Source organism: Emergencia sp. (assembly GCF_048465375.1).
Classification (GTDB): Bacteria; Bacillota; Clostridia; order Peptostreptococcales; family Anaerovoracaceae; genus Senimuribacter.
In genome coordinates this window covers 49,458-63,389 of sequence record NZ_DBFWLQ010000007.1, presented here as the reverse complement: position 1 = coordinate 63,389, position 13,932 = coordinate 49,458, and the positions used below count along the sequence as shown (strand labels likewise).

General features: G+C 48.0%; 12 protein-coding genes and 1 pseudogene. All 13 read right to left on the bottom strand.

Annotation, left to right across the window (positions count from 1 at the left end; genetic code table 11):
* Positions 1-16: 16 nt before the first annotated feature.
* Positions 17-928, bottom strand: a pseudogene (gene metA / locus ACMQ5W_RS05125) (homoserine O-acetyltransferase MetA); the annotation flags it as partial.
* 978 nt (positions 929-1,906) lie between these two features.
* Entirely contained in the window at positions 1,907-2,617 is a 711-nt protein-coding gene (locus ACMQ5W_RS05120) for a peptidoglycan-binding protein (protein ID WP_419023936.1), read from the bottom strand.
* Entirely contained in the window at positions 2,604-2,987 is a 384-nt protein-coding gene (locus ACMQ5W_RS05115) for a hypothetical protein (RefSeq protein ID WP_419023934.1), read from the bottom strand. The genes ACMQ5W_RS05120 and ACMQ5W_RS05115 overlap by 14 nt, the downstream gene beginning before the upstream one ends.
* A gap of 19 nt (positions 2,988-3,006) precedes the next feature.
* Positions 3,007-5,250, bottom strand: coding sequence for a DUF859 family phage minor structural protein (locus ACMQ5W_RS05110; RefSeq protein WP_419023932.1), 2,244 nt, complete (start codon positions 5,248-5,250; stop codon positions 3,007-3,009).
* Positions 5,250-8,045, bottom strand: a complete 2,796-nt coding sequence (locus ACMQ5W_RS05105) for a hypothetical protein (RefSeq protein ID WP_419023930.1) — start codon at positions 8,043-8,045, stop codon at positions 5,250-5,252. The genes ACMQ5W_RS05110 and ACMQ5W_RS05105 overlap by 1 nt, the downstream gene beginning before the upstream one ends.
* A gap of 9 nt (positions 8,046-8,054) precedes the next feature.
* Complete coding sequence (locus ACMQ5W_RS05100; protein ID WP_419023928.1) at positions 8,055-8,438, bottom strand: hypothetical protein; 384 nt, start codon at positions 8,436-8,438, stop codon at positions 8,055-8,057.
* Between the two features lie 11 nt (positions 8,439-8,449).
* Positions 8,450-10,327, bottom strand: a complete 1,878-nt coding sequence (locus ACMQ5W_RS05095; RefSeq protein ID WP_419023927.1) for a phage tail protein — start codon at positions 10,325-10,327, stop codon at positions 8,450-8,452.
* A 141-nt stretch (positions 10,328-10,468) separates the two neighbouring features.
* A complete protein-coding gene (locus tag ACMQ5W_RS05090; protein ID WP_419023925.1) occupies positions 10,469-11,620 on the bottom strand; it encodes a hypothetical protein in 1,152 nt (383 codons plus the stop codon).
* Between the two features lie 408 nt (positions 11,621-12,028).
* Entirely contained in the window at positions 12,029-12,340 is a 312-nt protein-coding gene (locus ACMQ5W_RS05085) for a hypothetical protein (protein WP_419023923.1), read from the bottom strand.
* A 74-nt stretch (positions 12,341-12,414) separates the two neighbouring features.
* The gene (locus ACMQ5W_RS05080; protein WP_148493051.1) at positions 12,415-12,708 is read right to left on the bottom strand and encodes a hypothetical protein; all 294 of its coding nucleotides are present in this window, start codon (positions 12,706-12,708) and stop codon (positions 12,415-12,417) included.
* A 74-nt stretch (positions 12,709-12,782) separates the two neighbouring features.
* A complete protein-coding gene (locus tag ACMQ5W_RS05075; protein ID WP_419023921.1) occupies positions 12,783-13,181 on the bottom strand; it encodes a hypothetical protein in 399 nt (132 codons plus the stop codon).
* Positions 13,182-13,183: 2 nt separating this feature from the next.
* A complete protein-coding gene (locus ACMQ5W_RS05070) occupies positions 13,184-13,534 on the bottom strand; it encodes a hypothetical protein (RefSeq protein WP_419023919.1) in 351 nt (116 codons plus the stop codon).
* Positions 13,535-13,688: 154 nt separating this feature from the next.
* Positions 13,689-13,853, bottom strand: coding sequence for a hypothetical protein (locus tag ACMQ5W_RS05065; RefSeq protein ID WP_419023918.1), 165 nt, complete (start codon positions 13,851-13,853; stop codon positions 13,689-13,691).
* Positions 13,854-13,932 lie beyond the last annotated feature (79 nt).

Below are 13,932 nucleotides of genomic sequence, written 5' to 3'. Positions count from 1 at the left end.
CATGACTTTCCTCCGCAATCTGGTTGATGTCGTAAGTCGTCGTCTGGTATACAAAGTAGTTGAGCCAATTGCAGTACAGCAAATTAGCCGATGATCTCCACTTGACTACAGGTTCCTGGCTGTCGTCATCATCAGGGAAATAGTTGCAGGGAATTTCAGGATTTAACCCTGCATTCTTGTCGCGCAGATACTCTTTCTGCAGTGTATCTGCATCGTATTCGGAATGTCCCATGATAAAAATCTGTCGGTCGTTCTCACTTTTGATGGCGTAGATGCCCGCGGCTTCTGAACTGGCGATAATCTTCAGTTCTGTCACCGCTTCTACGTCTTCGCGGTCGACTGTGGTATTTCTCGAATGAGGCACATAGAATTCATCATCAAAACCGCGAAACAGCATGCCCTTCTTGTAATCCAAAGTATGCTTATATACACCGGAAAGCTTCTTCGCTAGTGTTCTTTTCTGAATGCCGTAATGATAGTACAGTCCTGCCTGAGCGCCCCAGCAGATATGAAAGGTGCTGTGAACGTGACGCTTGGACCATTCCATAATTTCACATAGTTCATCCCAGTATTCCACCTCTTCAAACTCCATCAGCTCTACTGGTGCACCGGTGATGATCAAGCCGTCATAGAATTTGTGTTTAATTTGATCGAAGGTCTTATAAAAAGCAATCATATGCTCTTCTGAAGTGTTTTTCGATTTGTGGCTGCTGACTTGCAGCAACTCCAGCTCCACCTGCAGGGGTGTATTTCCCAACAGTCTGGTCAGCTGGGTTTCTGTGTCAATTTTGGTGGGCATCAGGTTCAAAATCAAAATCTGAAGGGGTCTGATATCCTGGGTCATGGCCCGGGTATCCGTCATCACGAATACGTTCTCTTCTGTCAGCGTTTTCACTGCCGGCAAATTATTTGGTACTTTAATTGGCATATGTAAAATCTCCTATTCCTTTGGATTTTAGGATTCGTTCGATACGTGGCCTAATATTACTATTATGCGATAAAATGCAGTCGGTTTCAAGTTATTTATTGAATATTTCATGCTGAAAAGATGTATGCTTTTATCCCAGACTTTTTGCGACGCATCCATGCGCGGACTGTTTCCCCGCTCGAGGGGTATTGTAGTCCGCAGATCGACACTTTAGAAAAAATGTACGCGACATTTATTGCGAACCTGGTCGGTTGCGGACTCCCTAAGGCGGGGGCAGCTGTCAGGCAGTCCGCAGATCGACACTTTAGAAAAAATGTACGGGACATTTATTGCGAACCTGATCGGTTGCGGACTCCCTAAGGCGGGGGCAGCTGTCAGGCAGTCCGCAGATCGACACTCTAGAAAAAATGTACGCGACATTTATTGCGAACCTGGTCGGTTGCGGACTGCCTAAGGCGGGGTCAGCTGTCAGACAGTCCGCAGATTGACACTTTCGAAAAAATGTACGGGACATTTATTGTGAACCTGGTCGGTTGCGGACTCCCTAAGGCGGGATCAGCTGTCAGGCAGTCCGCAAATCGACACTTTAGAAAAAATGTTCGGGACATTTATTGTGAACCTGGTCGGTTGCGGACTCTCTAAGGCGGGGTCAGCTGTCAGACAGTCCGCAAATCGACACTCTAGAAAAAATGTACGGGACATTTATTGCGAACCTGGTCGGTTGCGGACTCCCTAAGGCGGGGTCAGCTGTCAGACAGTCCGCAGATCGACATTTTAGAAAAAATGTACGGGACATTTATTGCGAACCTGGTCGATTGCGGACTGCCTAAGGCGGGTTCAGCTGTCAAACAGTCCGCAACTGGGCACGGCAGAAAAAATGTACGGGACATTTATTGCGAACCTGGTCGGTTGCGGACTCTCTCCCTGAAATCGCTGGACGCCTGCTTCAATCCACAATCAGCTTTGTCTCACCCATGCTTATTTTACATCCACGTGAACTGCGCCAAAACCCGTATAGGAGTAATTGACTTCCGATTGCGTCTGGAACCAATGGACCAGCTCATTGTTATTTGCTGACGTGCCCACAATCCACACATCAGCGGCCTTCCCTTCCAGATGCTTCGAAACAGGTGAAGAGCCTGCAAGCTCGGCGTTTCGTTTTTTACAGCGGAGACCCGAGGTAATCTGCATCGCTTTTCCATAATGCGCCCTGGTTTTCTCTAAAAGCGCAACCAGGTCCGCATCTATTCGGGCTGGATAGCCATCGCAATATTTGCCGTTGCAGTCGCATTTGAACTCCGCCTTCTTGAAATATTGCACTTTATTCCAGTTCACTTCAGCGTCAGGCTGCGGCACTGCGGATAAGTTCATCTTCTGCAGAGTCTGCGTACCGATGATGCCGTCCGCCGTCAGCCCCTTTTTCTTTTGAAAACGCTTGACTGCACTGATGGTATTGGGGCCGATGATGCCGTCCGCTGTCGTACCCGCCGCTTTCTGACACTGCTTTACTACAGATACCAGCTTCCCATCGGTCTTTGTGCCGTAAATGCCGTCCTGCGTCAGTCCGTACTCCTTCTGAAACTTCCTTACCGCTGTCTTCGTCAGAGGTCCTACGATGCCGTCAATTTCTCCTGTGTAATAGCTTTTATAATATTTTAAATTTTTCTGCATCTGTTTATTGGTCAGCATCGATTCCACTCCTTTCTCTCAGGGCTCTGATACGCAGCTGCTTTTCTATCGCCTCTTGATCCAGCTTGTTGATTTCTCTGTCGTAAGCCTGGCCTAAACGGCTGCAGCGCTGGTATTCCATGACCTGCCTGTCATACCAGCTGAACCATGTCAACAATCCTGCCAGCTCTTCCCTGTCAGCAGCCTCTTCGCTCAGCGCGCGCTGTCTGCCCCCATCAAAGGTCAATGTGTCCTCTTCGATTTTCCAGCAGTCAAAATTCTCCTCATTAAAATCCTCTGGCACTCGACCCCGATACAGCACTCCTCCAGGGAGCACTGTATCAAAGGAAAATGCACAGAGGTAGTTGTTATCGTCTAATTTATAATACATCTTCATACCTCCATAAGTCTTAATTTGTTGTGATACTGATGGCTTTCCATATGACGGAGAAAGCCGTTGTGTTGGTACGGTTGACAAAAATGTCACAGCCGTCCGCTGTATTGTTGTTGAAAGAAACCCCTTTTACGACAGAACCGATGACGCCGGTTCTCGGCGTTACCGTGACGAATGGCGCTTCCGTAAAGAAATTGGATTTGTAAGACAGGGCTGTAGCCACAGGCGTACCAGTTTCTGTCACTTTGATGGTGATGGTTCCCCAGTTCATCCGCAGTATATAGGTTCCCAGGCTCATCTCCACAAAGTTGCTGCCCTGCTGCGTTACTACCGGCACCCTGCCTGCGCCTACAGTGATGGGGCTGCCGTCAGGCATCTGCAGACTTCCCGACAAAATCAGACTGCTCAGAGCCGGCTCCACGCAAAGTCTGCCGGAAGTGTCGGTGTAGATTCCAGAAACTTGATCCCCTGCGCTGATCAGCTCCAGCCCTCCTTTCACCGACAGGCCCGCTTTCTCGCTGGCGATATCAAGCTCCGACGCGTCGGGTTTGCAATTGATGCCCACGTGATAGTTATCATGATTTCGTTTCAGGTACATGCCAATCATGCCAGAGTTGACCACTACGTCCGTCATATAAGATTTCACACAGTCACTGACCTGGGCGTGGATTTCATAAGCCGCATCGGTGTCAAAACCACCTGCAGTACCCGAGTCCAAATCTGCAGCTCGTTCAAAGGTTCCATCAGAAGCGATGGGAATATTGCTCAAAGTAAAAGGACCGTATACGGTACTGGAGCCGGATTTTTTTACTGTGTAAGTAATTTTCAGTGAGTTGGACTGCACGCCAAAATTCCCATTCCAGGCTGAGCCCTTCACATGCAGCTTCACTGCAGTGTCAAAACCATTTTCACGGTAAATGCGACACTCCGCCACCTTTAAAGATGTGTAGTCGATATAGTTCTCATCGCTGATGGTATAGGTACACAGTTTCGTATTTCCGCGGCTGTCCATAATCAGCAGCTCGATAGTCTTTCCCGTACCGCCGGTCAATTCTAGTACCAAATCGCCAGAAACGGGGATTTCAGTCAACTCATTAGATTGTTCCCCCATGGTCACCTGATATTTTACGATGGACGCCTGATACAGGGCCGCAGCCTTTGACGCCGCTGGAATAGTAAGACGCAGCGTACCCGCCCCATTGATGAACTTTGCGCGGCTTCCCGTAAGCGCTGTGTCCAGGAAAGAGCATACGACATTATTTCCATCAAAAGAGACCACTCTGTAGCTGTCCGGCAGTCTGACCGTAAATTCCATCACCATAGGCTGTCCCACTGCAATGCCCGCGTAGCTTGCCGTCATAGTCACCAGGCAGGACGCTTCATTGACATGACCAGGCATGTTCGCGGCAAAGTTTTCCCCTACAGGCAGCACGCCCGCAGACGAAATCAATGAAACAGAACCTGTCAGTTCGGCAAATTGGTACGCTGCCGAATAAGTATAGAGGTCTGACGGCTTTTCTACAGCAACGCCCTGGCTCCCGCCGATGAAAACTGACGACTGGGACAGCATCAGCTGCCCGGGAGATGCCGCCGTAATGGTACCGGAATAAGAATTACTCCCGATTACCGTATCCCCCGACCTGGTAGTCAGAACGATGGTGCAGGCCTTAGACAGACTGCCGTCCAGAGCAGTAAAGATACTGCTCTGATAGCTCTCCGAAGAGAAGGTCACCTTCTCTCCATAGCCTTTCGCCTCTCTGATTACATTACCTCCCACTTTGATGGCGATATCGTGGACATACCCCGTAGAATACCTATTGATATTTACTGTAAAAGGAAGACCCGCCGTGATGTCCACAGAACCGGATATGTAAGACAGCCTTTTTATGGTGTCCAGAGTCACCGTCTTGCTGGCCGAATACGTACCAGCAATGGTAGTTCCTGTGTTTTTAAAAGATGTGCTGATGGTGATTTTTTTCGTTCCATCACTGTCGTGATTCACTTTGATCCCCGTCTTCGAAGTCATCAGCACATAAGAGGAACCTAAGGTCGCATTTTTACTGAAACTGTAGCTGGTTCCGTTTATGGTCAGCTTTCCCGAAAAATCCCCCCAGGACGTATATCCATCAGTTTTTTTCAGATAAACGTATGCGCTGACCAGGGAATAGTTGTTTGTCGCCGAACTGGCTTCACTGGACCATTTGATGTAACCTGCCACCGTTGATTTGGGCGTATCCAGTGTAATTGTTCCACTTGCCATTATAAATCCACCTCCGAATCGCTATTGATAATCCAAGCAGCCATCTGCTTGTCACTTAATGAAATCATTCTCACTCTCCCCGCCGCAATCTGTTCTCTGGCGATCAGGGACTTGGCCTCTACCCCGTCCTTGGTATACTCTGCAGCCACATCCTCTGTCTGATCGGTATCCTCATTTTCAATGTTGATCACTCTGGTTCCAGCAGAATCGATGACTGTCTTGGTCTGGGCATTCTCCTGTCTGATGGTGATGCCGAACTGAGACATGGTCAGGGTTGTGGAATCCACTTCTCCCGGATAAGCCGACCAGGTGGTCTGGCTTCCTTCGTTGAGCAGAAGATCGCCTACGACAAAACTGCCGTTTTCCGAGGTCAGTTTTATAGTAAACAGCCCTGCAATATCACTCTCCGTTACGGCAAAAGAGCTCTCGTATTTCTGCCAGCCTTCACCGCTGCCTCCTGCGTCAATCTGTGTCAGGATCGTTCCAGAGCCGCTGATCAGCTGCAGACTGCCGTAACAGTCGTTGTGCTTGATTACCGCGGATAATGTATAGGAGAGACCTGCCGTCAATCTGATTGGTGCTGCTGACATGTCCGATTCCAAAGTGGTCCCCGCAGATAGGGAAAATGCTCGGCCTGAGATCAAATTAATCTTCTGATCCTCTCCATTGAGTCTCTTGACTTCTCCAGAACAAATCCAGCCCTGCAGGTCATAAGCGCCCACAGAGTTGCAGATTTTGTTGGTGCCGCCGCTCTGGCTGACCTGCATTTTGATAGCCTCTGAAATATCCTCGCTGTCGATGTCCAGGGAGGCTGAGTTGATTTTCTGTTCACCTGCGTTGATGCCGGTGACAATCTTTTCAATGATCTGACTGTCGATTTTCAGTTTGCTGCCGGCGATACTTTCCGCCTGGATGTAGGACCCGACGATTTCTCCATCCTGGGTTACCGCTGTGCCGTAAGGTCCGCTATAACCGTTGCTGCTGTAACCCAGACCGCCCTGGTTCCATCTCCAGACCTTCTTGGCAGTTCTGATATCATCGGTATCCATGATCAAAATTTCCGCCGGACCGCTGTCATTTTCGTTGATTACCACGTGGCCGCCGTTCTGCCCTGTGATTCGGTTGGTCGCCTTGAGGATCGTTTCCTGCAGAGAGGTGTAGACCCTTGTCAGCTTCTTGTCTGTCGGTCCGTCTCCAGCAGAAGAAAAGTTGGACGAAGTCTCGTTTTCTCCCTTTGCTGCAAGCTGGCTGCTGAGGCCTCCGCTGAGACGCAGGTTCTGTGTCATAATGTAGAAGCTTTCACTGCTGCCGTCGGCCTTCTCTGCCATGACGATATCCCCTGCTTCCAAAGCCGGGTTTCCCCGCCACTTCAGTTCTCCCGGGAGATAATGGATTCTGTAGTCGTTAACTTCCTGCTTTATCAATGTCATTTCCGTGCCGCCGGCCATGCCGTAAATCGGCTCTGCAGAGGTATCGGTCAGATAGAGTTCTCCCGCCTCTCTGTCTATCATAGAGACGATGAGCACACCCTGACCGGAAACTTTCAGAAGATCGTTTTTCTCGATGGAGGCGAGATCCCCGGCGGTGACCAGCCACTGTCTTGTGATGGTAAACCGGGCAGTCAAATCTTCTGGCAGAGCCAGCTCCTCCTCTTGTCCCTCATCGGTTTCTTCTAAGATAAAGGTAAACTGACTTTTTTCCTCATCGACACTTTCCGCCATAATGTTTCTGCTGTACGATATCTGGTCCAGTTCATAGGTCATCTCCATCAGCGTGCCAGGATGGACGTTTGACAGATCTGTACAGCGAAAGGCTGTTAGAGATTGGTTATAGGTTCCGGTCAAAATATGTTCTGTATCCGGTGCGCCGCTGTAAGCCACCTGCAAGGTTGTGATCGTCTCTGCCGTATCCATATCGGCTACTCTCTCCTGCCAAATCGTTTCCATAAAGGTTTCGGTTATATATGGGTTCTCAAAGGACAGTTCCAATCCGCTGGTTCCTTTGCCTCTGGTATAGGTTCTCTCCCCATCTGAGCAGATCAGGGAAGTCACCGTAACTGGATTTACGGTGGAAGGGATGAATTCATGGAGATACTGGTTCTGGCGATCTATGACCATCTCTGTCCCAGTCTCTTGATACCAGTAGAACTGCAGTCTTCCAAGCCGGTCAAATCTCACATTGCAGCCCATCAGCCCGGCAGCAAAGCCCAGCATCTGCCTACAACTATAACCCTCTTTAAAGGCTGGAAGAAGGTATTCCTTATACACGTTGTCTGGGTGGAGCGAAAGCGCTTTGTCTACCGCAATTTTCACCACCAGCTCTTCAATGGACATGGGATACCCCTCGTCTATGGCAAAAGGCTCTTCCAGAAGGCAGGCACCGTCATAAGCTGTCAGGGTCAAGTTCTTATAGTCATTCTTGGTATTGACTTCTGTGATATAGAAGGTTCCAAGAGGTACATACTCGTAGATTTCCTCTTCAATCAAAAGGCCGCTGTAGGCTTTGATCATCACATTGTCATAGTCGATATTCTTCGGCGCGTCAATCAGTTCTGCTGTCAGCTTAGTCGAACAAAAGCTTCCCATGGAAATGCGGTCATCTGCCGCTGCGGCCTCTTCCAAGGTCATGGACACCAAATTGTCCGCGCCGGTCAAAACGGCCACCTCCTGCACTGGCCGCTGCCCCGTCTCGTCAGGCGCCGCCCCAACAATGGGCTGGCAGAAAACCGCTTTGATGAGAAACTTTCTATCGTAGGACTGAATTGCTTCCTGATATTTTTGTGTTACGTTCTGCATGGGTCCACCTTACCTTTCTACCAGTGTGGCCGACAGCCCGGTCCACAGCCACTGATCAGATTTCGGATCAAAGCGGTACATAGGCGTCTGCTTTGATGAGACGTAGAAGACAGAAGCCTCTCGTTTTCCGGTCAGCGCATCTGGGTACTCCAGTTCAAAGAAATTGTCGTTGAGGCAGGAGAGAAGGGTTTTCATCTTCTCTCCTTCCATGGCCGCCCAGGTGCAGCTCAATTGTCTTTTCTGCGTGATTCTGTCCTTGAAAGTTTCTCCCATCTGGTTTCTGCCGTTGCCGTCCTCACTGTCGAGGTCGCTCAGGCTCCACTGCAGGGACATAGGGTTTTCCACCTCTGTCCATTGGTCAGCTCCGATTTTTCTCATTCTTAAAATATTCATAGTTTCCTCCTTTACACCAGCAGCGGTGAAGCCCCGGTCTGCTTTACAATGCCGTTGTGATAGTTAACAACCTGTCTGCCGATTTCTCTGCCGTCCAGCTTGTTGACAATATTGAAGGTGTAGTTTCCGTCGCTGCCTGACATGGCGGCTTTGACGGCTTCGTATACGCCTTTGGATACGGAGGTCACGATCTGATCGTTGTTCATGACAGCGGCTCTGCTGCCAAAGCTGCCCACCAGCTCGGGACCCGCTTCTCTGGCTACAAACATCTGCCCTGCATCTACCAGACCTCCTGCTGCCAGGCGAGGAATGCTCAGTTTTGATATGAGTCCGATTGTAACGCCCGGTATCTTGTTGATCAGTTTGATGGCCCCGTTGATGGCGCTGATAAAGCCGTTGATGGTATTCTGGGCAAAGCCGATGATGGAATTGACCACCTTCTTGAATGCGCCGCCGATGGCGTTGCCGATGCTGGTTCCGATGTTGGTGAAGGTCTTTTTGATGGTACTCCAGATGCCGCTGAAAAAGCTGCCCACGCCTGAAAAGACGTTTTTGACCGCCGTCCATGCCGCCGAGAATCTCGATTTAAAGAAGCTGCTGACACTGCTGAACACCTTGGAAATTCCCTTCCAGATGCCGCTGAAGAAGTCCACCGCTGCTTCGAAGGCATTAGAAATGCCTTTCCATGCGGAACGGAAAATTTTGCCGAACCACTCTGCCGCGCTGGCAAAGGCTTCTTTGATGCCGCTCCATATACCAGCAAAGAAATCCACCACTACGGAAAAAATCTCTTTGATGATGTCCCAAGCTGCGGAGAAGATGGCGGTAACGCCGTCCCACATCTCGCTGACGCCGCTGGAAATCCGATTGCCGTCTCCTGTGAAGAAGCCGACGATGACATCGATGATACCGCTGACGATGTCGATAATGCCGCTGATAATTTCGGTTATGGTCTCTATGGTTCCGGATATAAATTCCGAGATAGCTTCGCCGTGTTCCATCCATAGTTCTGTCAAAAAATCAAAAACGCCGGACACGATTTCTGAGATCAGTTCCGCCGCTTCGGCTATACAGTCTATGATGTTGAGGGCGCCTTCCAAAATGGCATCGACCAAAGGCGGCGTCTCACCGCTGTCCTCTCCAAAGAGTGCTTCCTTCAGTCTGCCAAAGGCTTCGATGACCGGCTCGAAGGCCTCCGTCACCTTTGACCACGCCGTCTCTATCTTTTCTCTGAATTCTTCGTTGGACTCCATCAGATGCTTGAAGGCTGCCACCAGTCCGACTAAAGCTGCCGCAGCCAGGGCGACACCTGCAATGAGGCCGCCGGACAAGAGCTTTCCTGCTGTTGAGCCGATAGAACCTGCATGGGTGGAAAGGGTGTTACCCAGTTTGCCCATGGCTTCACTCATGGTCTGAGGGAGGTTTTTTATTTTTTCCTTTAGGTCAGAGAAGCTGAAGTTAGAGATGGTGTCTTTGAGGTTAGAAAAGTGATCTTTTGCACCTTCTCCGAATTTTTTTACTCCTTGTAATAAACCATTAAACTTTTCGCGCCCAGAATCGCAGAGAGCTGCTATTGTGTCTTTTACATTAAAGCCACTCGCTTTAAAGTCAGTTAATGATTCACCTATTTTCCCCACATTGGTGGTTACACTTTTTGCGAAGTTTTCTATAAACTCACTATCACCTATAATCAGGTTCATATCTCTAAATGTTTTCCTTACATCATGTGCCGCATCTTTTATATTCGGTAATTCAGCGATTACACTGCTAATTATCTCCAAAGTTCCTGCTAAGCCTTCTGATGCTTCTGATGCTGCTTTCGTAATTTCACTTAGACTTCCTCCTATGTCTATTAGCCCTTGTGAAAGTGCTTTAACATTATCTTTCATTTTAACTCCTTTCATATTTATCCAGTTACAATTTCTTTTATTGTTTAACTCTCATAGGCCCCACCTCCTTTATTTCCATAAAAAAAGCATCAGTACTATTGCTGATGCTTCTGTCCATATTTTCATTCTATTGTTAGTTCTTTACAGCCCCAATTCCTCAAAACTGTATGAAGTCAAGGCTTCTTTCCTCGTCTCCAGATCCGGGTCAGCTTTGCAGAGTAAGATGAACTTTGCTCTTTCCTTCCCCAGCTTCTCACACAGAAGTTCGTAGGCCAGGATGTTCTGCCCTTCCACCTCGCTTTCTGCAATCTCCATCCATTGTTCTACCTGTCTGCGTTCTCTTCCCGATAGCAGCATCTGTGCGCCTTCAGTCGAACCTCTCAGTTCAGCCAGCAGTTTCTCAGCCTCAATCTCACTTTCCTTTTCTTGTATCATTGCTTCCTCCAGTTCCTGTGTGTCAGATATGAACCGAATATATCTCCTTGTCATCTCATCCGCCCGTTTCTTCAGTTCGTCTTTCGGAAGTTTCCCTTCGATTTCAGTTACTGTTTGCTGGAATATCTCCTTGCTCAGTCCCTGTGCTAGTACCCTGGCTGACGTGATGTCCCCCCACTCGCCGATCTTCTCTGCAGTCTTGCATAAGGATTCTCCTAATCTTCCCATCCATGCACGTTTCTCTGAAAGGTATGCCGCCTCTTCCTGGTGGGAACGCAGACAGTTTATGATTAAATCCTGTTCTTCCTTAGAAAAATACTTATCCTTCGTAGTTTCATAATCCCTGTCATAGTTCCAGCAGTCATTGTATGCCTTATTTGGCGTTCCCGATGCCATTGTCTTTCGGCTGCTATGCTTAAGCGTTAGTCCAATGGCGTGCTCTTGATAGAAAAGTTTGTTCTTCCTTTTCTCTTCAATTGGCTCCTCCGGGTCATAGGCGTACTTTTCCATAGCCTCTTTTAAATCCTCGTTGAGCAACTTTTTGATCCGCCGAATCTCTTTATCAATGGCAATATCATCAGAATCTGCATTCCCAAACATTTCATTCCAAATTTCAAGTCGCTCCCTGGACAGGGTTTCTGGGATATCATCAATACTGCCTCCAAGGTCAATGACTGCGTTGACTGCAAACTGTATGCTTTCCTTTGCACTCTGCAAACTCTTTCCACACTTTGCTCTCTTTTTTTCATCAGTAGCCTGCTTATATTGATTTGCATATTTTTCTGCTGCCTTCAACCAAAAAAGAATGTCTTCTCTCCTTTTTGCTATCTTCTTCTCTGTCTTCTTATCATCACTCATAAAAATTCCCCTCCTCGCTTCTATTTATATTTTACCTTGTTATAAAGTTTCAGGCAAGTGGTTTAGCCTCCTAACTGTGTCGTATCACTGAAAGCTCTGTGATTTTCTTATGAACCGCACACGTTCCAAAACTGTTACGATAGATTTTGGTAATACTGCCACGCCTCATTCTCTTATCCCCATTTAAAAAGCACCAGTTTAATGACTGATGCTTCCTTTTCGATGCGTTTTTGAAAATGTCCATAAGCTCTTGTAAAGAGAATCTTTCGCCAGCATATAGAGAACAGGGGTATGCGGCAGGCATTTTTTATAAGAAAGTTAGGTTTTTTGATGCTATTCTAAAGGTTTCGCGTAACGCCATGACAAAATCAGGAGTCGTTCCCGGGCAGAACAGTGAAGCCCTATCCATCACCTATCTGCATCAAAGTTTTTGTTGAACATGTCCACATAGGCAGAAAACAGTTCTGCTTCCTGTGCTTTCCGACTCTCCAGATCGTCCTCTGTCTCATAAAGATCAATGGGCTTTTCCGGATATCTGGCGTTTTCACCCAGAGATGCAGCGACAGCGTGGGTCACGTAGATGCCGCTGAGCCATGCTGCATAATTTGCCCGCTCAAGCTGTTCCTTTTGCTCCGCCTGATAGGCTTTGACAAAAGGCTGCAACTTTCTGGGGTTCAACTGCCAGAACAGACAATAGTCCACACCCATTCTCAGCGCCATCGGAAGGTAAGAGTCCTCTATGAGCTGTCTTATACTGTCAAAGACTGGTTCGCGTCTTCCTGCGTTTTCTGGCTCTATCCATTGCTCTTCTGCGTGCTCTGGCTGAGCCCTCGAAAAAAACCGCTGCCCTCTACCGCCTTGTTGATTTCCTGAAGCATCTGATCCAGAGAGCCTCCTTTTGACAGATGTGCTTCCAGTTCTTTACCAGCACGCTGATCATCGCCGTTCATCGCCAAAGCCAAAAACCCTCTAACTGTTGTCAGCACTTTTTTGTCCATATCGGTCAAAGCGATACCCATGTCTTCCAACTGGCACATGGCGTTAAAATCAAGTTCAGGCAATACATATTCTCTATCATTAATAATCATTCTTCTACTCCTTTTTTAATAAGGCAAAGGCGGCCAAATGCCGCCTCCGCCTGTCAATGTAATTGTTTTATCCCTTAAGCGGATGGTGCAACTGCTTTTGCTACCCTTGAGGAAGGAATTGCCACCACTTTCATGTCAACTGCCGCATTGAGAGCACCGGCTACGATAATTGCCGTATGCTGTCCGCGAAACTCGTAATTATCAGCTCCGATGTTCAGTGTATAAGTCAGTTCCTTGCCTTCTGCTGCCGTCAAATCAGCAAAGACCGCTGCGTCATAGTTGGCCACGAATTCCATGGCAGCCATGCCCTTTTTGCCCGGGATGAAAACCTGCGCTTCGTCTGCCAGAGTGGTCACTTCAATTGCCGCCGGTGCTGCGCCCAGATCCGGGAAGGATTTGATGTAAACTTTGATATCACTTGATAAACCTTCGCCTTTGACTGTTAAATATGTTCCTGTTGTACTGATTGCCATTTTTAATTACCTCTTTCTTTCTGTTGATCTTTGATTAGCTGCACGATGGCTTTTGCCAGTGCAATTTTTTCTGTGTTTTTGCAGGTCATCTTTGGAATGATGGCTTCGTACTGCTCTTTGACGATACCGCCTTCCACAAATGTCTCCTTTACCTGTAAGTCCATGAGTGCATGGTCAAAATTTTCCCGAAGCTGCGTTAGCTCTCTGCGAAGGACTTTGATTTCACTGTCCTTTGCCTCCATCAAAGCTTTCAGCTTCTCAATTTCCGCCTTTGCTTCTTTATATTTTAGATTCACTTCGTCATATCTGTATTTTGGAAGCATGATGGGCTGCATTCTCATATCTTTTTCCATGTTTCCTCCTTAATGGTTCTCGCCCCAATTTGTGAAACAAATTGTTGGGGAGACCTTATGCAACCACCCTCCAAGAGAACGAGCCTGAAGGCGATGTTCGACTGGCTAAGGGCTGACTGCTTCTGTTGTTATCGCTGTCATTCAGCGAAATTTTCTAAGCTGTAGTTTTCTTCAAGTACGCTGTAGTCTCCGTGCGAAGTCCGCCACTGCTCTGATAAACGTTGGTTGCAACATCGATGATTTCCCATCCGTCTGTCAGCAAAATCTGAAGCTGCTGCTCTATATACAGTGGATCTCCTGAGATGTGTTTCACTTCCATTTTCCTCTCCTCCTTTTCGCAATTTCTTTCTCTACCTTTTTGATGATACTAACTTTAACATATTTTTGGGGTACCGATG

Excerpts from the sequence above, each read along its gene's own strand:
- ACMQ5W_RS05120 (WP_419023936.1), bottom strand. The coding sequence starts at position 2,617 with ATGCTGACCAATAAACAGATGCAGAAAAATTTAAAATATTATAAAAGC.
- ACMQ5W_RS05115 (WP_419023934.1), bottom strand. The coding sequence starts at position 2,987 with ATGTATTATAAATTAGACGATAACAACTACCTCTGTGCATTTTCCTTT.
- ACMQ5W_RS05110 (WP_419023932.1), bottom strand. The coding sequence starts at position 5,250 with ATGGCAAGTGGAACAATTACACTGGATACGCCCAAATCAACGGTGGCA.
- ACMQ5W_RS05105 (WP_419023930.1), bottom strand. The coding sequence starts at position 8,045 with ATGCAGAACGTAACACAAAAATATCAGGAAGCAATTCAGTCCTACGAT.
- ACMQ5W_RS05100 (WP_419023928.1), bottom strand. The coding sequence starts at position 8,438 with ATGAATATTTTAAGAATGAGAAAAATCGGAGCTGACCAATGGACAGAG.
- ACMQ5W_RS05095 (WP_419023927.1), bottom strand. The coding sequence starts at position 10,327 with ATGAAAGATAATGTTAAAGCACTTTCACAAGGGCTAATAGACATAGGA.
- ACMQ5W_RS05090 (WP_419023925.1), bottom strand. The coding sequence starts at position 11,620 with ATGAGTGATGATAAGAAGACAGAGAAGAAGATAGCAAAAAGGAGAGAA.
- ACMQ5W_RS05085 (WP_419023923.1), bottom strand. The coding sequence starts at position 12,340 with ATGGCGCTGAGAATGGGTGTGGACTATTGTCTGTTCTGGCAGTTGAAC.
- ACMQ5W_RS05080 (WP_148493051.1), bottom strand. The coding sequence starts at position 12,708 with ATGATTATTAATGATAGAGAATATGTATTGCCTGAACTTGATTTTAAC.
- ACMQ5W_RS05075 (WP_419023921.1), bottom strand. The coding sequence starts at position 13,181 with ATGGCAATCAGTACAACAGGAACATATTTAACAGTCAAAGGCGAAGGT.
- ACMQ5W_RS05070 (WP_419023919.1), bottom strand. The coding sequence starts at position 13,534 with ATGGAAAAAGATATGAGAATGCAGCCCATCATGCTTCCAAAATACAGA.
- ACMQ5W_RS05065 (WP_419023918.1), bottom strand. The coding sequence starts at position 13,853 with ATGGAAGTGAAACACATCTCAGGAGATCCACTGTATATAGAGCAGCAG.